A 19,617-nucleotide genomic window follows, 5' to 3' on the forward strand; every position below is an offset into this window, starting at 1 on the left:
ACACCCGTTAGATCAAAGAAACCATGCCTAAATGCGATCATTTAGCTGCGAGATCACGTAAATCAAGTATAACTTGCGCGAGGTAACTTATGTCACTGACTTACGAAGCGGAGTTTGGTTGCCCTTACTGCATGGCGCCAAACTCAATTGAAATTGATGCGGCTAATGATGTTGGCCAGCAGCAAATTGTTGATTGCCAGGTTTGCTGTCAGCCGATCGAGGTATGGGTTGAAGAAGATAGTATGGGCGACTTTACAATCGTCGCTCGCACTGATGATGAATAAAAACTAAGCAGCGTGATGGCGCTGATAATGCGCCTGAGCCACATCACGGTGAGAGCGCAGCCGGCCTTTGAGAACATTCTCGCCGACTTGATAAAACAGCGGGTTCTCTGGATCGCTGGCTGGTCCCTGCGCTAACGCCGCCAACTCCGGTGGTAACTTCAATAATGGAACCTCTGCGTCCAACTGGGCAGCCATAAAGAACGCACACGAGAGTCGCTCCTCGGCAACAGGTGGGCTTACCACACGATGGTAGGTGGCTTTGAGATACCCATCGGAAGCCAACTCCAATAATTCACCGATATTCACCACAAATGCGCCAGCAAGAGGTTGCGCGGAAATCCAACCATCGGCAGTTTCGACTTCTAGACCCGACTGGTCGTCCTGCAGAACTAAAGTTAGATAGCCCGGATCTTTGTGCGCGCCAACGCCTTGGGTTTGCTGCGCGCTAGTGCGACGTGGATAGCGGATCAGCTTCATATGTGTGTAAGGGCCGTCTTTGATGGTCGCCTGAAATGCGTCCGCTGGCTGCTTTAATGCTAAGGCAAAAGCTTCTAACAAAATCACCGTCAAATCGGTCAGTTGTTGCTGCCATTCCAACAAAGTTGCCCGCATTTCCGGCAATGCATCTGGCCATTGATTTGGACCGATGATCTGCTGCCAATCCGCTTTAAGGTGCTGTGCCTCGACAGTTTGCTGCTCGCGCATGATGTCGAACTGCTCACGAAAATCCGGTTGCCCACCAGTCAGCTCGCCCTGCAACTTCGTGTAACCGCGAAAGTGTGGGGAGTTGAGCATTTGCACCGACTCTTTCGCTGCAGCGGGTAGCTGGAAGAAGCGCTTGGCAAGCATCATCACTTGTTGCTGTTGCTCGAGCGAAATACCGTGATCAGTCAAATAGAAAAAACCAACCTCTCGAGCTGCTTTGCCAAGTTCGTCAACAAATGCCTCACGCGCACGTCCACCCGCAAACCATTGCGAGAGTTTGATTACCGGTAATGATAGGTTTCGTGATTCTTGCCGCATAGTTAGTCACTATTCAAAGAGACGAATGTGACTACATCATAAGCTGCGAAGGGTCCTACGCTTAGGATTTGATTTCTCTTAGATAGTCCAATCGGCTATATCAGAACGTCTGGACGTCTAAATATTCTTACTAGTTAGCGGTAGGCGGGAATGGGTTCGTTAAGTTGCGACTGCGGGGGTTGCTGAAGCCAGTTTTCGAACATCAGACCGGGAACACGCTCAAACTCACGAACATCGTTGGTTACTACCGTCAAGCCAAGCGATCTTGCATGTCCCGCAATCAAAGCATCATAAGCACCGATTGGTGTACCGCACTGGCGCAAGTGGGCTCGTATTCGAGCAGCATGTTCAGCGGCCGCCGAATCAAAATCAAGAATGGTTAGTCGGGATAAAAAACCGGCTAACTTTTCAGCATTGCTAACCTGTTGTTGAGAGCATGCGACACCGTATTCGAGCTCCATGACCGTAATAGAGCTGATACATAGCTCGCGTGCATGCTGTGCAAAAATCGGAGCTAAATACTGAGGCCGATTCTTCATAATATAAATACAGATATTGGTGTCGAGTAAGTAGCGCAAGTTCATAAGGTCTCACGCTCCTGCTCGGCGGGTTGCTCGCGATCTTGCATGAAGTCGTCACTCATCGACTCTGCCATAAACCATGTTTCCCAACTTGAGCGCGCTGGCGTGATAATTCGGCTTTCACCAACTACCAGAACTTCAACTTCGGTCACGTCATCTGGGAATGCGACGTCTTTCGGTAATCGAACCGCTTGGGTTTGGTTATTTTTGAATACCTTGGTTTTGGTCATGTCTTGAAGCCTATGTATATCCAATTAGGATATACATAGTGTAGTCAAATCTTTTTTAAATTTCCATTCGTTCAATCAGCGCCGAACAGGTGACCGGTTTTAACGTAGATGATGGTTTCTTGTTCGACACGCGGATGATGCTCACTGGCATGGGGACTGCGCAGCCATGAACCTGCTGGGTAGCGGCCGTGCTCGTCAATAAATTCACCAGAGAGCACGAAAATTTCCTCGCCACCAAAATGGCGATGCGGTTTGAATACTTCTCCGGCTGGCCACTTCACCAGAGCAACGTGCTCACCCTCGAAGCTATGCAACGGCATCACTTGAAGCCCCCCATAACCCGGCAGCCATTCGGCCTCGTTGGTGTTGATACGAATAGTCGCAGTATCGGCTGGATCGAATTGATGCAATTTAACGAACAGAACACAGCCGTTTTCACTAAAAGGAGCATGTTCAGAGTCAGGTGGATTGCGAATATAAGTGCCAGCGGGATAGTCACCATTTTCATCAGAAAAGACGCCATCTAGAACGAAAATCTCTTCACCTGCTGGATGTTGATGGGTTTTAAAGTGAGAGTTTGGCGCATAACGCACGACGCTCGTTGCGCGACCGCGCTCAGCTTCTTCGCGCTCTAATAGTTTTCTATCGACTCCAGCAGCGGGGCTTGGAACCCACGCTTCGTCAGCGGTTCGCACCACCACCCGTTTCGAGAAATCCATATTCAGCATCAACGTACCTCTTTCTTGTCACAAATCATGTCGCACTTCAGTTATGTTGCGAATGTACGAAACAACTCAAATTATCGACCACAAACTATGTGTTCGCGTCACATTATCTGACCATTTTGCATCTACATTGGTGGAATCGGAACAATAAGGATGTTTTGGTATGCAGCAAATAATTTTACTAGTCGCAATGACACTTATCCTAACAGCATGTGGCGGCAGCAGCTCTGAAGAACCCACTACGCCCCCACCTCCCCCGGTGTCAGATAAAGTTTCGACCATTCTTAGTGGCTCTCAAACTGTCGAACGATTTTATCTAGATGGTGATGCTCAACTTGCGGGCACAACCACAGGTCTCTTTTGGCGTGCGGACGCGAACTCGGATTGGCAGAATCGGTCACCGGAAGACTCTGGGGTGGCAGACATAGTTGTGCTGGGTTCAGGGCAATATATTATCGCCATGACACCAACCGAAGGCACAGAGAATAGTGAAGCTCACCCTCTTTATCGAACCTCAGATAGTGGACAAACTTGGGATCGAATTAGTCACAATTTTGGCGGAGAGTTTTTTAGCGTCATTCGTTCATTAACCTATGATATCAGCACGGATTCTATCTATGCCGTCAGTCTTGGCGCTTTAGCAAAAGCTGACAGTAGTGCGGAGAACTGGACGCTACTCGATGGCGATTGGAGTACATTCGCAACAGGTTTGCGCTTGCTGGAATATAACCATGCTAAACAAGCGATTTGGTTTGGTGGCCAAGGGGCTATTGAGAATGGCTATCTGAAACGCTTCAATATAGCCGACGATTCTGTGGTTCGGTGGGACGACTTACTACCCAACCCACATTCCTTTATGGGCGGTCTTATTCACCCACATGAACCCAACACGGTAATGTTTGGTGGTGAAGGTGGAATCGCAATCAGTTATGACCACGGAGCATCTTGGGAGCGACCACTCGGGGACGTAAATCACCGTTTTTACTGGGACATTGTGATTGATTCAGCTGGCGTTTTGTATACCGCTGGTTGGGATAAGGGCGGTTCTGAACAACCGCTCATTATTGAATGCAGCAGTGATAACGGATACAGCTGGAAATCCCATCATTTCGGCAATGAAGTCTCGCGAGGTGGCGTCAAGAGTCTGTCGCTTGTCGAACATGAGGACGAAACTATGCTGTATTTAGGACTTGAAGCAAACGGCATCAAGGCCATTTCTACTGATGACCTTGAGTGCCCATAAACGGTTTATTTTGCGAAGCGGCTGGGTGTGCCCTGTGCTGTTTCATCTGCGGGGGTCAAGCTGGCAAGGCGACTACCGACGGTGTAAAGCCGCTCAACATGCTGCTCAAAAGCAATCAGTTCATCGCCATTCAATTGCATGCTTGATGGAGCTTTCAAATTAAGCGGATTAATAGCCCGGCCGTCTTTATGGACTTCGTAATGCAAGTGACGACCTGCAGACAAGCCGGTATTGCCAAGGTATCCAATAACGTCACCTTGCTTAACCTTATCACCTACCCGTAGGCCTTTTTTAAAGCCGTTCAAGTGTGCATAGAGGGTTTCGTAACCGTTGCCATGGTCGATTATTACGGTATTGCCGAAGCTACTAAAACGATTCGCTCGTTTCACCACTCCGCGACCTGCAGCCATTATCGGCGTGCCGACTGGTGCGCTAAAGTCGATACCTTTGTGAGCCCGGTTGTAACCCAAAACGGGATGACGACGGTTACCAAAATAGGACGACAAACGCGCTCCATTTAACGGCGTCTTTAACAAGAAACTCTCGGCTAGCTTGCCATCGGGACTATAAAAGGAATCGTTAAAGCGAATTAAACGGTGGTCTTCACCTTCATTCGTGAAGCGCAAATAAGTCAATTCGAGCGGCGTCTGCAAATGATTGAAGAGGGCATGATCAGCTTGAACCAATGTGCGTTGATAACGCACTTCCATTAAATCATTCGCCTGTACTTGGCGTTGAAAGTCGATGAAGTGAGACAACGCCATAATCGCACTACTAATAATATCGAGCGGCACACCAACCGCATCCGCATCACGGTACAAGCTGTGACGTATGGTAAATCCACGCTCATCGACTTCTTGATATGTGGGCACTTCGGTCAAAGCGACAGACCAACTGTCATCTTTATATACGGCTTCAACAACTTCACCATATTCCCGTGCTAATCGGAGTTTAAGTGGTTGCTCTTCAGTTGCCTGATGAAAATCAATCACAATACCGGCCTGCAACTTACCGACATTGAGCAGCGGTCTTAGAGCCTGCGCCAATAAGGTCACTTGTCGTGACGTCACGCCCTGTTGACCAAGTAAAGTCGACAGGTTTTGTCCCGATTTCAGAGTATTGAGTTCGCCCATTGCTGTAGGCTCAACAACCTTGCGTTGAGCTTCTACATGGCGAAACGTTGTATTGGGTTCTGGTAATACTAGCATGGCGTCAAACGGTGCTAGTGCCTGCGGTATCTTTGCGGTAGCTTCAGAGCTTACTTCTTCATCGGAAGTTAGCATCCAAGCACTCGTGATGATCACAGCAAAAACTGCAGCAATATGCCAACGATAATTTGTCATCATTCTCCAGTCCCTGTGATTAATTGATTGAGGTAGGACAACCGTGTCGCAATTTGGTTCTCAATAACCTAAATTGCAACGCGCTGGTCGTAATGGTCGAGCAGCAACAGTTGCGCCTGGGCCAGCGGCTCGTCGGCTGACGTGATATCCAGCTCATGCTCGGCGAGTAAACGCATCATGACCTCGTTATCTTCTTCACCGTTCCACATCTTGATGTAAGTGCCCTGCTTATAGCCACGTTGCTGTCGCAAATTGTTCAGCGCGTTTTTACCGATGTAGGTCAAGTACACTGTATTGGCATCACCATACGCATTTACTAGAAGCGCCATCAACGCATTGAAGAACTCACGCCCGCATTGCAATGGCTTGCCGCCCGAGCCGTCAATGGCCAACGCGGAAATGAGTTCTTTCCCATCCGCTGCCGCTTTGTTTGCTTTCGCACCATCAACAATAAGGCTAGCTACATAACGCGACGCTTGCTCGGTGCTATCACCAGCATCACAAGCATTTTCGACCGCATCAGATATCGCAAAATGGAGGATGTCGATCAGCTCCATGTTCGCCTGACTCCAGTCTGGTGTTTGCTTCTTCCACCACTTATAAGCCGTATGCTCAAAGTATTCGCCCAGCTCAACCAAAATAGCTTTGACGTCGTCACGCTGAACTTGTGGGTTCTCCGGATACGCAGGGTCAATCACTTGATTAAATGCAATTTGCATACGCACGAGTTGTTGAGCTTGTTCTGGTGTCATGGGGTCCCTGCGTGAACGGTTGTGTTTAAAAAATGAAGAATACCTGAATTACACTGATTTTTGGAGTATTGTTTGTTTCTATCTAAGCTTCTCTCAACCCTGCATCAATCGCAGTTTCAAATCACAAATAAACGCACTGATAGATAAAATCTATTAAGCTATTCGGAAAAAGACACTGCAAATAAGCGCAAACTCTGTCTATAGTCTATGCTCTAAAGCTACAAATAGTAGTTTGTCAGATTCGTTCGAACCTATCATCAACTACAGTCAACTGGAGTGATCTATGGAAAAGAAAGGTATGGGTGGCTGCCCCGTCATGCACGGCGCACAAACCAAAAAGAGTGGCAACGGTGCCACCAATGCGGATTGGTGGCCAAACCAATTAAACCTTAACATCCTGCGTCAGCATTCAAGCAAAGCTGACCCTATGGGTGAAGATTTCAACTACGCTGAAGAATTCAAAAAGCTCGATCTCGACGCTGTTAAAGCTGACCTTCACGCGTTGATGACAGATTCTCAAGACTGGTGGCCAGCAGACTACGGTCATTACGGTCCGTTCTTCATCCGAATGACTTGGCACGCTGCGGGTACCTACCGCGTAGCTGACGGTCGTGGGGGTGGCGGTACTGGTAACCAACGCTTTGCGCCATTAAACAGCTGGCCAGACAACGGTAACTTGGACAAAGCTCGTCGTCTCTTGTGGCCAATCAAGCAAAAATACGGCAAAGCATTATCATGGGCTGACTTGTTCATCCTTACTGGTATTGTTGCGCACGAGTCTATGGGCCTGAAAATGGTCGGATTCGGTGGCGGCCGTGCTGACATTTGGCATCCAGAAGAAGACATCTACTGGGGTACCGAATCAGAGTGGCTTGGCGACAAGCGCTACAGCGGTGACCGTGACCTCGAAATGCCATTAGCAGCTGTGCAAATGGGTCTGATTTACGTTAACCCAGAAGGTCCAAACGGTAATCCGGATCCAGTGGCTTCAGGTCGCGATATTCGCGAAACCTTTAAGCGTATGGCAATGAATGACTACGAGACCGTTGCGTTGGTCGCAGGTGGTCACACCTTCGGTAAAATGCACGGTGCTGCTCCTGACTCAAACTTAGGTCCAGAGCCAGAAGGCGCACCAATTGAAGAGCAAGGCTTGGGTTGGAAGAACAAGTTCGGTAAAGGTCACTCAGAAGATACGATTACTTCTGGCCTTGAAGGTGCTTGGACTCCGACACCAACTCAGTGGGATAACAGCTACTGGGAAACCTTGTTCGGCTATGAGTGGGAATTAACGAAGAGCCCTGCTGGCGCAAATATTTGGAAGCCAAAAGATGGCGCAGGTTCAGACTCAGTGCCAAGTGCACATGAGAAAGGCGTCACCTATGCTCCAACTATGTCGACTGCTGACATGGCGTTGCGTTATGACCCAATTTACGAGCCGATTTCTCGTCACTTCATGGAAAACCCAGCGGAGTTTGCTGAAGCATACTCAAACGCATGGTTTAAACTGCTGCACCGTGACATGGGTCCAAAAGCGCGTTACTTAGGTAAAGACGTACCTGCTCAAGACTTCGTCTGGCAAGATCCAGTACCTGCGGTTAACCATGAGTTAGTGAACGCTGCAGATATCAAATCTTTGAAAGACAAGATTCTGGCATCAGGTTTGTCAGTGAGCCGTTTGGTGAACACTGCATGGGCTTCTGCATCAACCTTCCGTGGTTCAGACTTCCGTGGCGGCGCAAACGGTGCACGCATTCGTTTAGCTCCACAGAAAGATTGGACTGTGAACGAGCCAGCACATTTAGCTGAAGCGTTGAAAGTGTTTGAAGGCATTCAGTCTGAGTTCAACAGCTCAGCTGGTGGTAACAAGCGCGTATCGATTGCTGACCTCATTGTACTCGGTGGTGTTGCCGCTGTTGAGAAAGCGGCGAAAGACGCTGGCTACAACGTTGAAGTGCCATTTACTCCAGGTCGTACTGACGCAACACAAGAACAAACTGATGTTGAGTCATTCGAGTACATGGAGCCAGAGGCTGATGGTTTCCGCAACTTCCAGAAAGCGAAGTTCACCGTAGCAACCGAAGAAATGTTGGTTGATAAAGCACAATTGCTGGGCTTAACCGCTCCAGAAATGACTGTGCTGGTTGGTGGAATGCGCGCACTGGGTGCGAACTACCAAGGCTCTAAGCATGGCGTATTCACGTCACGTGTTGGCCAATTGACCAACGACTTCTTCGTGAACTTACTCGACATGGGTACCGTATGGTCGCCTGTCGATGACCAAGAAGAAGTGTTTGAAGGTCGTGACCGTAAAACTGGTGCAGTGAAATACACCGGTACACGCGTTGACTTGGTCTTCGGTTCAAACTCTGAACTGCGTGCTTTAGCTGAAGTATATGGCTCAAGCGATGCCGGTGAGAAGTTTGCAAAAGACTTCGCTAAAGCCTTCGCGAAAGTGATGGACGCAGACCGTTTCTAAGATTTTAGACGGTATGCAGAAGGGCGCTCATTGAGCGCCCTTTTTATTGTCTATTTCTCCATGGCTTGGCCGAGCTTGGTGAAATAAGATAAGAACAAAGTCGATAATTCACCAGCGAGTTCTGAATCTGGATAGAGACCGGCTTTTGCGGTTGCACTTTGAAGTGTGCCGGAAACGAGAAAGTGATTTTTCAGTGATTGACGTTGAATCACACACTCGAAGGCTCGGGCTGCCATCTCCTCCGGCTGGGAATAGTAGTGCGTACCCGTAGCTAGGTCATATTCCGCACAATGCTTAAAAAATGCGCTGGGCTCACGACCATTCGACGCCAAAAACAGGCGGCGATAAGCCAGATGCAGAATTTGATTCAACGGATGACTATTCAATGGTGCATGCGTGAGCCAATGACGGCTTGCAAATACAGAGGTTGCTGGCGGCGTTTCAAACAGTTTAGCCGCAATATAATGGTCAAAAGCGTGGAACCATTCGTGCGCTAAACTACCCCCACCCGCATTCTTTGCTAGTGCCAGCACACGGCCATTAGAAAGATAGTGAGCACTTGCTCCAGGGCGTCCACCGATACCGAAATGCAGTGCTAAAGCACCACGGCAGGAAATCACCGGCGATGGTACCTGCAGAATATCTTGTAAGTCACAAAACGCATCGAAAAACAGGTTTGCCGCATACTGCTGTTCGGCAGCCGTCACCCAACGCCCAATACGAATGGAATAAAACCCAAAAATAGACCGGATATCTTGAAAGGACACGTCGGCACCGGCGCGGTGTGGCGGACCGTTACGAAAGTACTCACGGGTAATAATCGACATCGAAACCGCTGAAACCTTGTGATAGCTTTACTGACATTACGCGTATAGTAAACGAAACGATTACCGCAGTAACCACACAAGGATTGACTATGAAACTTTATGAAACGGCTACCGCACCGAACCCGCGTCGGGTGCGCATGTTTTTAGCAGAAAAAGGACTATTGGATCAGGTTGAGTGTATTCAGGTTGATATCGCCAAAGGCGAAAACCTCACCCCTGATTTCGTTGCCATGAACCCGATGAAAAAGGTTCCAGTGGCGCAACTCGACGATGGGACTTGCTTGGCGGAAACCATGGCGATTTGCCGCTATATTGAGGCCGCACATCCAGACACTACGCCTTTATTAGGCAACGATGCCAAAGAACAGGCGCTGATTGAGCAGTGGTTGCGATGGATTGAGTTCTACTTCATGACTCCTACCGGAATGGGCTTTCAACACACGAGTGGTTACTTTAAAGACCGCATGAAGGTATTTCCTGATTACGGCGCCGAATGTCTGAATCAAGTTCGCGAGTTTATGAAGTTTCTCGACAAGCATTTGGAAGGTAAGGACTATATTTGTTGTGACCGCTTCACCGCAGCAGACATCAATGCCTACACTACAATTGCATTTGCTCGCGTGGTGAAAATTCGCATCGGTGATGATCAAGCCAATTTGAAGGCCTGGTTTGACCGCATTAATGCCCGGCCATCGGCAAAGGTCTAAGGTTCGCTTGATTTAATCAGGTATTCAGTGCCGCAGTGTCGATAACCAGACAATTGCGGCCATCACCTTTCGCATGATACAGCGCGCGGTCGGCTCGAATCAGCAGTTCTTCAGCAGATTCGTTGCGCTGTAGTTCAGCAATACCGATACTGACCGTGACATGAGCGTCACGATCAAACTCTTCGAATTGCGCTTCCTCAACGGCAATCCGAACGCGCTCTAATATCCTCCGCGCTTCGTAAACATTCGTATGAGGCAGGATCACCGCAAACTCCTCGCCACCCCAGCGCGCTACCACGTCAATGTCACGAACGTTTGCTTGGATGACTCGGGAGATTTCCTTCAATATTTGGTCACCACCGGTATGCAAATAACGGTCGTTAATGGCTTTAAAGTGGTCAAGGTCGAGCAAGCCAATCGTGAGATTTGCCTCATGTCGCTTGCCGCGGCGCACTTCCTCGCCCAAGCGCTGGTCGAAGGCTCGACGATTTGCCAATCCAGTAAGCGCGTCTTGAAGCGCTAGCGTTTCCAGCTCCTGAGTTTGCTCTCGGACCATTTTTTGTAGACGCTTACGGGTGTTTTCAAGTGCTCGAATACGCCAATGCACCGAGGTAATGGTTATTGTCAGCACGCTTATCACTAGCACAAACCAGAACCAAGGCTGTTGATAGAAATACGCAGATTTATGGAAATGAAAATCAGTGGGCAGAGACCATTGCCCGCCCGGGTATTTGGTACGCACTGAGAAGGTGTATTCACCCGCAGGTAAAGCTGTGTATTCCGTGTTTAACACACGTCCGCGGTCTATCCAGTTGTCGTCAAAACCGCGTAGCCGCACTTGGTACAAAATGTGCTCAGGCATGTAGTAACCCAAGCCGACATACCGAAACTCAACGCGACTACTATTGGGGTCGAGCTCATCCCCAGAATTAAGCAGGCCCATATCCGTTCGCACCGACTCAATGACGGCTGGAGGCGATTGCACGCCATGATCCTCAACCTGATCGGGGTCAACCGCTACCGCTCCCAATGCAGCCGCAAACCAAATATGTCCGTCACGATCGACAACTGACGCTGGCCCGCCAGTAGTCAGCTGACGAGTAATCATGCCATCGGCTTCGGTAAATAATTGATAGCTTACGGTATCAACTTCACTCTTCAACCACGCCTGCAAGTCTTCTGCGGGAATTCGTAGAATCCCTCGGGAGCCGCCTAACCAAAGGTTATCGTTTGCATCAAAGTTGATCGTGAAACTTTTATCAAATGGCAGTCCATTACGACGCGATAGCCAGCGCCAGTTGGCCGTTTCGATAGATCGCGTTAGTAACCCCTGATCGGTAGCAAACCAGACGCTACCTTGGTGGAATACGCCAGCAAAGGTATTCCGTGCATTGGTGAATGCCTCGAGGTCCACAGGCTCGGGACGCCATGAGTAGGGTTGCTCGGTAGATTTAAAATAAGTCATTGACGAGGTCGAAGTCACCCACAACGCACCGTCACTATCTATAGTGATTGACGTGACAAAATCTGACGCCATGCCATCAGCGACCGTATAGCGTTTCACCAAGCGAATACTGCCGGGCATGCCCTCAGCGAGCATCAAACCATTCGGTGTACCTAACAATAATAAGCTCGTTCCCGGGATACTTTTCACAACCCGAACTTCGCTGTGCGTGAGGCCTTGCTGACGTCCCAATTGGGCAGTCACCTGACCGTTAGTCAGCTGCAAAACACCCTCGGTATAGGTACCGACATAAACAATATTTTCGCCCACTGGTTCAATAGAAAGAACGGATAATGCCTTCAGTAACGGGTCATCCTCAGCAGCCTCAAATCCGCGTGCAGCCCGACGACTGACACCATCATTGGTACCGACCCACATGACCCCATTGTCATCAACATTGATACTACGCACGTAGGAGCCCTTCAGGCCCTGATTCGGCGTAAAGCTGGTAAAGAGTGAATCTCTCAGCTGCGCAAATCCACCGTGGGTGGATACCCACATGTTATTTTCGCGGTCTTTAAAAATATCCAGAACGTGGGAATTGGGTAGGCCATCGGCAACACTAATCCAGTCCTGTGAATCTGAGCAGACACGCCCTAAGCCGTACTCAAAGGTACCTACCCATAAGCACCCCTCAGGCCCCTCTTCTATTGCGGTGATGGGACCATTGACTGGCTGCGGCCACGGGCGAAATGGCTGGTCGGGTTGATTCTGATAGAACAATCCATCGTCAGATGCGATAACCATCATGCCATTAGAGAGTAAGCGCAGTGCACGAATTTGCACGTTCGGTAACGAGCGTTCGGGGATAAATTGGTCGGACACACCATCGTAGTAAGCAACACCGCTCTCAGTGCCCACCCATAGCCGAGGTTGGCGTTTACCTAAGTCAGGCGCTGCATAGAGTCGAAATGAAAAGTCAGCGGGAAGGCCGTGCTCGGTGGTGTAATGAGTGTGGGAACCATCTGCAGCAATTCTAAATACGCCATTGGCTGTTGCCGCCCAACGCTCGCCTAAATCATTGATGACTGTCTCGAAAACATAACCGCTATCGAGGTTATTCGGTTGCCATTGCTGTCCATCAAACGTAACCAAACCACCACGTGGGCCGCCAACAATGACTGTATTTGTATTCTTATCAATCGCTAAATCTAACGCACCTTGCTCAGGCATTTTGGTGACATCGATGTCATCGAAGACCACAAATTCTCGGCCGTTATAGCGAACGGGGCCTTCCCAGGTAGCTAACCATAGATAACCTTCATTCGATTGCGCAATACGATTAACAGAGTTGTGCGGAAGACCGTCGCGGGTGCTCCACGAACGCAAAGCGTGTTGATTTAATGGTTTGGAGGCCACCGATGCAACCAGTGGTGAGAAGTCCGATGTAGTGGCTTCTGGAGAGTCTGACGACTGGGCAAGTAACGGAGCGGGAACGAAAACGAGTAGCAGAGCTATGCTAAGCGCAAGCCATCCAATGCCACCATCTCGCATCCGTTCTACTCCATTGTATTAAGCAGTCAGAAATATTTAGGCCATAGCATTTGCTTCGATGTCTGCAAATGGGACCGTTACTAGCGCCTCAAACGCAGGCTTTGCTAGATAGTACCCTTGGAAGAGGCGAATGCCTAGTCCTACCAAGAAGTTGAATTCTTCTTTGGTTTCGACACCCTCAGCTAGAACTTGAGTACCTTGCAGTCGGCATTGGTTGAGCGCTTTAGCGACAATTTCCTGATTATCTGGATGATTTGGGATATTGCGGATTAAATCCATATCTAGTTTTAAGATATCAGGACGTAGGTCGGTCAACCAATCCATGCGAGCAAAGCCAGCGCCATAGTCGTCAATGGCTGTTTTGAAACCGCGCTTCGAATAGCTACTAAAAATGCGCTGGAGGTGATTCTTATCAATAATTTGCTCACCTTCGGTGACCTCGAAAACTAATTTAGTGAGGTCAAATCCGTACAAGTCAGCAGCTTCTATCGTCGCCTTAATGCAGCTCTCTGGGGTATATACAGCATTGGGTAAGAAATTAATATTGAGGTAAGTAGTGCAGCCAAGTCGAGCCGCCGTTTCGATCGCTTTAACACGGCAGGCCTGGTCAAAATAGTAGCGGTTGTCGTCATTAATACGCTCAAAAACCCAGCCAGCACCTTGTCCCTCTGGACCACGAACTAAGGCTTCGTACGCCACAATAGTCTTGTTGCTCCAGTCAATAATTGGCTGGAACGCCATTTTAATTTCAAAGCCTAATGACTTACCGCTCAAGCAGTCACGGCAGGTTTGTTGTTTGATCGACTCTGGAAAGTCCATGCAGTGCTCATAATTATAGAAACCAGAATAAGGTTATCGTCATAAACACGTCATACTTTAGTAAAAAGATCACTCAAACCGTAATGTAATTCCTAAACGCAGCTGGTGATAGGCCTCGCTGGCGAGGTCGGCGAGCAGGGTTGGATTTGCTCTGCCCTGCGGCGTCAAGGTGAGTAGCAGCACATCTTTACTCGCCTGAGTTTTTAAAAGGAGTTGGGACGTTTGACGATCGGTATTAAATAATACCGCGAGTCTGAGCAGCGCCAGCACGCGCACGACATCAAACTGATGATAGAGCTGCAATGGTGGGATGTCTTCAATAAAAACCTTCTTCCGGAAGTGCCGGACTAGAGCAGCTAAAAGCTTTTGTTGCTCCTTATTGAAGCCGGGCATGTCGGTATGCTGCAGAATATATCCGGCGTGGCGCTGACGAGAGCTGAAGTTGATGTGTAAGCCAACCTCGTGCAGCAATGCCGCCCAACTCAGCAACAGCCGCCATTCGGGATCGAGCAATCCCCATTCAACGGCCACTTGCTCATATAAGTCGAGCACGGTTTGTTGCACTCGCGTGGCTTGCTCGCGGTCGATGCTGTAGCGAATCGCAATGCTTTCAATGGTGCGCTGACGTACGTCGTCGTGGTAGAGCACCTGCTCGGCAAGCTCATAGAGCACGCCCTCACGAAGCGCTGCGTCATGAGCTTCGAGCTCCTCAATATTCAGCTCTTCCATTAACCCAATCAAAATGGCGAGGCCACCCGCGACAATAGGCGCACGCTCTTCATCCAACCCAGGTATTTGGAGTTGCTGAATACTTTTAAACTGCAGTAACTCTGCCCTGCATTCATAGAGATGCTGCAATGAAATGACTGGTAAAACCGACTGGGTTTTATGTTGCACCCAATTCGCAATTGCTTTGATTGTACCCGAGGTGCCGTATATCTGCGTTTGCGTATATTTCCGCAAACCTTTGGCAACCGATTCAAGTTCACGTTTGGTTGCCACCACGGCTTTGTCGAAACGCTTTGCTGAAATGGCTCCCTTTTTGAAATATCCCTCGGTGTAACTAATACACCCCATACTGAGCGAAACCAGCTGTTGGGTCTGCAAATCACTGCCGCCGGCAAATTCGGTACTACCGCCGCCGATATCAATCACTAGTCGCTTACCCTCGCCGGCCGTCGTCTGTGCCACCCCAGCGTAGATCAAACGCGCCTCTTCATGGCCTGAAATAATTTCGATAGGAAATGGCAAAATACTTGCTGCTTTGGCGAGGAAAATATCGCTATTCTCAGCTTCGCGTAACGTGTGCGTGGCTACCACACGAACTTGGTCAGGACGGAACCCTTGGAGCTTTTGTGCGCAAATGGCGAGTGCTTCTAGACCTCGCTGCATGGCTTTGTTGCTCAGTTTGCCTTGCTTGAGTCCGGCAGCTAAGCGGACTTTCTGCTTAAAACGAACCAACGGCTGCAAACTATGGTTGTCGACACGTGCAATCAGCAAATGAAAGCTATTTGAACCCAAATCCAGCGCTGCAAATTGAGGCAGGTCCGATTCTGAGACAGGCGCTAGATGCGGGTCATTCATTTGGCTTTTTGCTCCGCTTGCAGATATTTATAGATCTCAACTTGTGAGCGCAATTTCTTGCGATTACCACGCTTCACATAGCGATTGATTTGCTCTGAATCGATAATGCGTGCTTTTTGATTATCCTTCCACTGCAACTCGAAAATATCAAGAATCATCTGCTTGGCCGCATCATCGTGTATGGGGCACGTTGCCTCAACGCGGTGGTCAATATTGCGGGTCATAATATCCGCAGAAGAAATAAAGACTTTCGGCTTGCCTTGGTTATGGAACACATAAACCCGCGGGTGCTCAAGAAACCGATCTACGATACTTCGAACCTGAATCGTTTCACTCAAGCCGCTCACACCTGGCCTCAACGCGCACATACCGCGGACAATGGCACGAATCTTTACTCCAGCGCGACTAGCTCGGTACAACTGAACAATAATTGCTTCATCAACCAAATTATTGAGCTTCAAGAAGATTTCACCCTTGCCGCCCTCTTGCACAGCTTTGATCTCATCTTCTATCAAACTCACCAGCCGGTCACGTGTATTTAACGGCGACACTATTAACTCGCGAAACTCATAGCGACGATAGGGCTGGTCGAGATACTGAAATACCTGTTCCACTTCTTGGCAAATGGTCGGTGCACAGGTCATTAATCCAAAATCGGTATACACTTGCGCGGTTTGCTCGTGGAAGTTACCAGTGCCTATGTACGCATAACGGCGCACCAGCTGACCTTCGGTGCGATGCACCAACAAGAGTTTTGAGTGAACTTTGATGCCTTGGATACCAAAAATGACGCGAATTCCGGCGTCGGTCATGTCTTTGGCCCATTCGATATTCGCCTCTTCGTCGAATCGTGCCTGCAACTCAACCATCACCACAACTTGCTTACCGTTATGCACGGCATCCATCAGCGAATGAATCAATCGCGAGTAGCGAGCCACCCTATATATGCATATGTGTATAGTTTTCACAGCAGGATCATAAGCTGCTTGGCGCACCAACTCCGAGACGTGTGCAAACTTGTGATAGGGGTAGTACAACAGGATATCGCGCTCAGCTATCGCATCAAAAATATTGTCAAACTTAGCAAAGCTGGCGTGCTCAATAGGCGGCAACAATTCATTCTCGAGTGACTTGCGGCCAATGTTCGGAAACTTGGCAAAGTCTCGCGTATTTCGATAACGCCCGCCACCCACAAGCGAATCATAGGCATCCATATCGAGCTTGTCACAGAGGAATCGCAACATCGCTCCAGGCATTGCCTTATCAAACACCAAGCGCACTGGGTCAGCTTTTACGCGCTGCTTTAAGCCTTCTTCCATGCGCTCCAAGACACTCTGTTCGATGTCATAGGTGAGTCGATAATCTGCATCTCGAGTCATTTTGAAGGAGAAGGCACGAATTTTGTCAAACGCGATGATGCCGCGGAAGAGTTCGCTTAAGAACATCAGGATAATGTTATCGAGCAAGATCACATCTTTGCGTCGCTTACTGCCATGATAGGGCAGCAGAATGAAACGACTCAGCTCGTCAGTAGGTACTTCCACAGCAGCGTAATGGGTAGTGCCATTTTGTTCCAGTTGCACACAGAAGTAGATATGGTCTTCTTTCAAGACTTCGACCAAGTTGGTGCGGTCGGTAATCAACAGCGGGACGATGTGACGTTTGATCTTGTCATGGAAGTATTGCAGCAACCACTTTTGCTGGTTGGGCTTGACCTGCCCTTCCTCAATAACGTAGATATTCTTTTTCGCAAGCGCAGCCATGACCTGCACTTGAATGCGATCGAACTGTTCTTGCAGCGTAATGACTTTTTGTTGAATTTGAGTCAGCAGTGCGCTGGCGTGGTCGCGATCTTCAGCGAGCTTTTCGAAATGAATACGACGTCTGACATCTGCGACTCGAACCTGAAAGAATTCATCCATATTGCTGGAGAAAATGCCGAGGAACCGAATGCGTTCAATCACTGGAACATGGTCATCAGCAGCTTCTTGCAGCACCCGCTCATTAAACGCTAACCAGCTCAGTTCTTTTTCGAAAAACTTCATGACACCGCAGACCTCATCGTTTGCCTGCTAGCATCCTAGCTGTTTCCAGTCTCAAAAGTATGACGGTTTTATGACATTTGCACTGTTTGCCTAACGCAGCAACCACAACAAGGAACCACCGGCAATAAAGAGCCACAGCAAAGTTGCCAGCAACATAGGTTTACCTGCAGCTTGCCGGATTTTGGCGAGGGTTAAATGCGTGCCAACCAAAAACAAACAAAAGACGAGGACGAGCTTGCCACCACTGAACAAAACGCTATAGATCGGCTCGCCCTGCGGTAAGTAAGTGGCAATCAGCATCGAGATAACATAGCCGACCAAGAACCACGGCACCGACGTTTTACTGACAGCGCGTTCGGCAACCGACTGTTGACGTTGATACAGCCAAGCCGCACCAAATGCGAGCGGAATAATCCACAGTGCCCGCGCCAGCTTCAAGGTAGTTGCGGTAATCAGGGCATCATCATGAAATGCCTCAGCGGCACCAACTACCGACGATGTATCGTGGATAGCTACCGCAGCCCACACACCAAAGGTCTCCGGACTGAGTTCGAACAGCCGACCTAACACCGGGAACACTAACAATGCAACGGCATTGAGCGTGAATACGCAGCCAATGGCGATAGCAATTTGATCGTTGCGCGCACGGATTGCAGGCGCAACTGCGGCAATAGCACTACCGCCACAAATAGCCGTGCCCGAGCCAATCAGCACACCGGTTTTAGCGTCTAAGCCAAGCCAGTGCCACAGGACCCATGCGGCCAATAAAGTCGCCACAATCGACACCACAATCAGACCAAGATAGTCGCCGGTGACTTGCAGCGCGGTATCCACTTGCATGCCAAACCCCAGCGCCACAATAGCAATACCAAGGAGCCGTTTGACCCAAGCGCTGGTATCAATACCCACTGGAACGCCAGTGGTCGCTGCCACCACCATACCCAATAACATAGCGACCGGAGCTGATAGCCAAGGCGTAAAACAAAGCGCGCCGAACAACCAAAACAGAAAATGAGCCAATGGCTTGTTCATCGCGAGTCCTTGCTTAGAGTTGGTTAATGGGAATCTTTAAGTAGACCGTACCATTCGCTTCGGGCGGCGGCATTTCACCGGCACGAATATTCACTTGAATGGAAGGTAGAATCAACCGCGGCATAGCTAATGTCGCATCGCGCTCTTCACGCATTCTCACAAACTCGGCTTCGGTGATGCCATCACGCACATGCTTACTATGAGCGCGCTGCGCGGCTACTGTGGTACAACACTCATGTTCGCGACCCTTCGGTGGATAGTCATGGCAAATATAGATTTCTGTGGCCTCTGGCAACGCCAATAATTTCTGAATCGATTGATACAGCGTCTTAGCGCTACCACCCGGAAAATCACAGCGTGCAGTGCCGACATCTGGCAAAAATAACGTATCGCCGACAAAAGCCTTCGACTCATTGACGATATACGCCAAATCCGCAGGGGTATGACCTGGCGTGTGCATGACGCGAAATTCCATGCTGCCCACGGTAAAGGTGTCACCGTCTTGAAACAGACGATCGAACTGATGACCGTTTGGAAGAAACTCTTTTTCCAGATTGAAGATGGTCTTAAAGATTTTCTGCACATCTTTAATGTGCTCACCAATCCCAATTTTGGCGCCTAACTGCTCGCGTAGGTATGGTGCTGCAGATAAATGGTCGGCATGCGCGTGCGTTTCTAGAATCCACTCCACTTGGAGTTGATGCGAACGGACAAACGCAATGATCTTATCAGCACCAGCAGTAGCGGTGCGTCCTGACTTGATATCAAAGTCGAGCACTGGATCAATAATCACCGCATGTTTAGCCGACGGTTCATACACTACGTAGCTAAAGGTCTCACTATCGCTATCGAGAAATGCTTCAACCTGTATGTCGTTTTGACTCATTTTTGGATCCTTGGTCGATCATTCAACACTTATGCTGTACTTTAGCGGAAACTGAAATGCGA

The 19,617-nt window shown here is 49.2% G+C and carries 17 protein-coding genes; 4 read left to right on the forward strand and 13 right to left on the reverse strand.

Going from position 1 to position 19,617, the window contains the following annotated elements; all coding sequences use genetic code 11:
- Nucleotides 1-89: 89 nt before the first annotated feature.
- Nucleotides 90-284 carry a CPXCG motif-containing cysteine-rich protein gene (locus ACN0S4_RS08625; protein ID WP_417657283.1) on the forward strand — a complete coding sequence of 65 codons (195 nt, stop codon included), beginning with the start codon at nucleotides 90-92 and terminating at the stop codon, nucleotides 282-284.
- A 3-nt stretch (nucleotides 285-287) separates the two neighbouring features.
- Here the strand turns inward: ACN0S4_RS08625 and ACN0S4_RS08630 are convergent, their stop codons facing one another.
- The 4 genes from ACN0S4_RS08630 to ACN0S4_RS08645 all read right to left on the reverse strand — a co-directional run bounded on the left by ACN0S4_RS08630 (nucleotide 288) and on the right by ACN0S4_RS08645 (nucleotide 2,846).
- The gene (locus ACN0S4_RS08630; protein ID WP_417657284.1) at nucleotides 288-1,307 is read right to left on the reverse strand and encodes an isopenicillin N synthase family dioxygenase; all 1,020 of its coding nucleotides are present in this window, start codon (nucleotides 1,305-1,307) and stop codon (nucleotides 288-290) included.
- A 134-nt stretch (nucleotides 1,308-1,441) separates the two neighbouring features.
- Complete coding sequence (vapC, locus tag ACN0S4_RS08635; RefSeq protein ID WP_417657285.1) at nucleotides 1,442-1,891, reverse strand: type II toxin-antitoxin system tRNA(fMet)-specific endonuclease VapC; 450 nt, start codon at nucleotides 1,889-1,891, stop codon at nucleotides 1,442-1,444.
- A complete protein-coding gene (vapB, locus tag ACN0S4_RS08640; protein WP_417657286.1) occupies nucleotides 1,888-2,118 on the reverse strand; it encodes a type II toxin-antitoxin system VapB family antitoxin in 231 nt (76 codons plus the stop codon). Before vapB ends, vapC begins: the two co-directional genes overlap by 4 nt.
- 71 nt (nucleotides 2,119-2,189) lie before the next feature.
- Entirely contained in the window at nucleotides 2,190-2,846 is a 657-nt protein-coding gene (locus ACN0S4_RS08645; RefSeq protein WP_417657287.1) for a cupin domain-containing protein, read from the reverse strand.
- A 160-nt stretch (nucleotides 2,847-3,006) separates the two neighbouring features.
- Between ACN0S4_RS08645 and ACN0S4_RS08650 the strand changes: the two genes are divergently transcribed.
- Nucleotides 3,007-4,086, forward strand: coding sequence for a hypothetical protein (locus tag ACN0S4_RS08650; protein ID WP_417657288.1), 1,080 nt, complete (start codon nucleotides 3,007-3,009; stop codon nucleotides 4,084-4,086).
- A 5-nt stretch (nucleotides 4,087-4,091) separates the two neighbouring features.
- On the opposite strand, the gene ACN0S4_RS08655 is transcribed toward ACN0S4_RS08650, so the two are convergent.
- Both ACN0S4_RS08655 and ACN0S4_RS08660 read right to left on the reverse strand, forming a co-directional pair.
- Complete coding sequence (locus ACN0S4_RS08655) at nucleotides 4,092-5,432, reverse strand: M23 family metallopeptidase (protein ID WP_417657289.1); 1,341 nt, start codon at nucleotides 5,430-5,432, stop codon at nucleotides 4,092-4,094.
- 65 nt (nucleotides 5,433-5,497) lie between these two features.
- Nucleotides 5,498-6,181, reverse strand: a complete 684-nt coding sequence (locus ACN0S4_RS08660; RefSeq protein ID WP_417657290.1) for a dUTP diphosphatase — start codon at nucleotides 6,179-6,181, stop codon at nucleotides 5,498-5,500.
- 283 nt (nucleotides 6,182-6,464) lie between these two features.
- On the opposite strand from ACN0S4_RS08660, the gene katG reads away from it, so the two are divergent.
- Nucleotides 6,465-8,657: a catalase/peroxidase HPI gene (gene katG, locus ACN0S4_RS08665; protein ID WP_417657291.1), complete on the forward strand. Its 2,193-nt coding sequence runs from the start codon at nucleotides 6,465-6,467 to the stop codon at nucleotides 8,655-8,657.
- A gap of 50 nt (nucleotides 8,658-8,707) precedes the next feature.
- Here katG and ACN0S4_RS08670 read toward each other — a convergent pair whose 3' ends face one another.
- Nucleotides 8,708-9,484, reverse strand: a complete 777-nt coding sequence (locus ACN0S4_RS08670; RefSeq protein WP_417657292.1) for a CLCA_X family protein — start codon at nucleotides 9,482-9,484, stop codon at nucleotides 8,708-8,710.
- 89 nt (nucleotides 9,485-9,573) lie between these two features.
- Here ACN0S4_RS08670 and ACN0S4_RS08675 point away from each other — a divergent pair, with 89 nt between their 5' ends.
- Nucleotides 9,574-10,191, forward strand: a complete 618-nt coding sequence (locus ACN0S4_RS08675) for a glutathione S-transferase family protein (protein WP_417657293.1) — start codon at nucleotides 9,574-9,576, stop codon at nucleotides 10,189-10,191.
- A gap of 16 nt (nucleotides 10,192-10,207) precedes the next feature.
- Here ACN0S4_RS08675 and ACN0S4_RS08680 read toward each other — a convergent pair whose 3' ends face one another.
- The 6 genes from ACN0S4_RS08680 to ACN0S4_RS08705 form a co-directional block, all read right to left on the reverse strand.
- A complete protein-coding gene (locus tag ACN0S4_RS08680) occupies nucleotides 10,208-13,189 on the reverse strand; it encodes a diguanylate cyclase (protein ID WP_417657294.1) in 2,982 nt (993 codons plus the stop codon).
- A 36-nt stretch (nucleotides 13,190-13,225) separates the two neighbouring features.
- A complete protein-coding gene (locus ACN0S4_RS08685; protein WP_417657295.1) occupies nucleotides 13,226-14,008 on the reverse strand; it encodes an EAL domain-containing protein in 783 nt (260 codons plus the stop codon).
- 69 nt (nucleotides 14,009-14,077) lie between these two features.
- Nucleotides 14,078-15,592, reverse strand: a complete 1,515-nt coding sequence (locus ACN0S4_RS08690; protein WP_417657296.1) for an exopolyphosphatase — start codon at nucleotides 15,590-15,592, stop codon at nucleotides 14,078-14,080.
- Nucleotides 15,589-17,637 carry a polyphosphate kinase 1 gene (gene ppk1 / locus ACN0S4_RS08695; RefSeq protein WP_417657297.1) on the reverse strand — a complete coding sequence of 683 codons (2,049 nt, stop codon included), beginning with the start codon at nucleotides 17,635-17,637 and terminating at the stop codon, nucleotides 15,589-15,591. The genes ACN0S4_RS08690 and ppk1 overlap by 4 nt, the downstream gene beginning before the upstream one ends.
- A gap of 90 nt (nucleotides 17,638-17,727) precedes the next feature.
- Nucleotides 17,728-18,669 carry a YeiH family protein gene (locus ACN0S4_RS08700; protein WP_417657298.1) on the reverse strand — a complete coding sequence of 314 codons (942 nt, stop codon included), beginning with the start codon at nucleotides 18,667-18,669 and terminating at the stop codon, nucleotides 17,728-17,730.
- A gap of 13 nt (nucleotides 18,670-18,682) precedes the next feature.
- Nucleotides 18,683-19,555: an MBL fold metallo-hydrolase gene (locus ACN0S4_RS08705; RefSeq protein ID WP_417657299.1), complete on the reverse strand. Its 873-nt coding sequence runs from the start codon at nucleotides 19,553-19,555 to the stop codon at nucleotides 18,683-18,685.
- Between the last annotated feature and the right edge of the window lie 62 nt (nucleotides 19,556-19,617).

Source organism: Pseudidiomarina aestuarii (assembly GCF_048263735.1).
Taxonomy (GTDB): Bacteria; Pseudomonadota; Gammaproteobacteria; order Enterobacterales; family Alteromonadaceae; genus Pseudidiomarina; species Pseudidiomarina aestuarii_B.

What these genes read in the sequence shown, in the direction of transcription:
- ACN0S4_RS08625 (WP_417657283.1), top strand. Translation starts at nt 90, where the DNA reads ATGTCACTGACTTACGAAGCGGAGTTTGGTTGCCCTTACTGCATGGCG.
- ACN0S4_RS08630 (WP_417657284.1), bottom strand. Translation starts at nt 1,307, where the DNA reads ATGCGGCAAGAATCACGAAACCTATCATTACCGGTAATCAAACTCTCG.
- vapC (WP_417657285.1), bottom strand. Translation starts at nt 1,891, where the DNA reads ATGAACTTGCGCTACTTACTCGACACCAATATCTGTATTTATATTATG.
- vapB (WP_417657286.1), bottom strand. Translation starts at nt 2,118, where the DNA reads ATGACCAAAACCAAGGTATTCAAAAATAACCAAACCCAAGCGGTTCGA.
- ACN0S4_RS08645 (WP_417657287.1), bottom strand. Translation starts at nt 2,846, where the DNA reads ATGCTGAATATGGATTTCTCGAAACGGGTGGTGGTGCGAACCGCTGAC.
- ACN0S4_RS08650 (WP_417657288.1), top strand. Translation starts at nt 3,007, where the DNA reads ATGCAGCAAATAATTTTACTAGTCGCAATGACACTTATCCTAACAGCA.
- ACN0S4_RS08655 (WP_417657289.1), bottom strand. Translation starts at nt 5,432, where the DNA reads ATGATGACAAATTATCGTTGGCATATTGCTGCAGTTTTTGCTGTGATC.
- ACN0S4_RS08660 (WP_417657290.1), bottom strand. Translation starts at nt 6,181, where the DNA reads ATGACACCAGAACAAGCTCAACAACTCGTGCGTATGCAAATTGCATTT.
- katG (WP_417657291.1), top strand. Translation starts at nt 6,465, where the DNA reads ATGGAAAAGAAAGGTATGGGTGGCTGCCCCGTCATGCACGGCGCACAA.
- ACN0S4_RS08670 (WP_417657292.1), bottom strand. Translation starts at nt 9,484, where the DNA reads ATGTCGATTATTACCCGTGAGTACTTTCGTAACGGTCCGCCACACCGC.
- ACN0S4_RS08675 (WP_417657293.1), top strand. Translation starts at nt 9,574, where the DNA reads ATGAAACTTTATGAAACGGCTACCGCACCGAACCCGCGTCGGGTGCGC.
- ACN0S4_RS08680 (WP_417657294.1), bottom strand. Translation starts at nt 13,189, where the DNA reads ATGCGAGATGGTGGCATTGGATGGCTTGCGCTTAGCATAGCTCTGCTA.
- ACN0S4_RS08685 (WP_417657295.1), bottom strand. Translation starts at nt 14,008, where the DNA reads ATGGACTTTCCAGAGTCGATCAAACAACAAACCTGCCGTGACTGCTTG.
- ACN0S4_RS08690 (WP_417657296.1), bottom strand. Translation starts at nt 15,592, where the DNA reads ATGAATGACCCGCATCTAGCGCCTGTCTCAGAATCGGACCTGCCTCAA.
- ppk1 (WP_417657297.1), bottom strand. Translation starts at nt 17,637, where the DNA reads ATGAAGTTTTTCGAAAAAGAACTGAGCTGGTTAGCGTTTAATGAGCGG.
- ACN0S4_RS08700 (WP_417657298.1), bottom strand. Translation starts at nt 18,669, where the DNA reads ATGAACAAGCCATTGGCTCATTTTCTGTTTTGGTTGTTCGGCGCGCTT.
- ACN0S4_RS08705 (WP_417657299.1), bottom strand. Translation starts at nt 19,555, where the DNA reads ATGAGTCAAAACGACATACAGGTTGAAGCATTTCTCGATAGCGATAGT.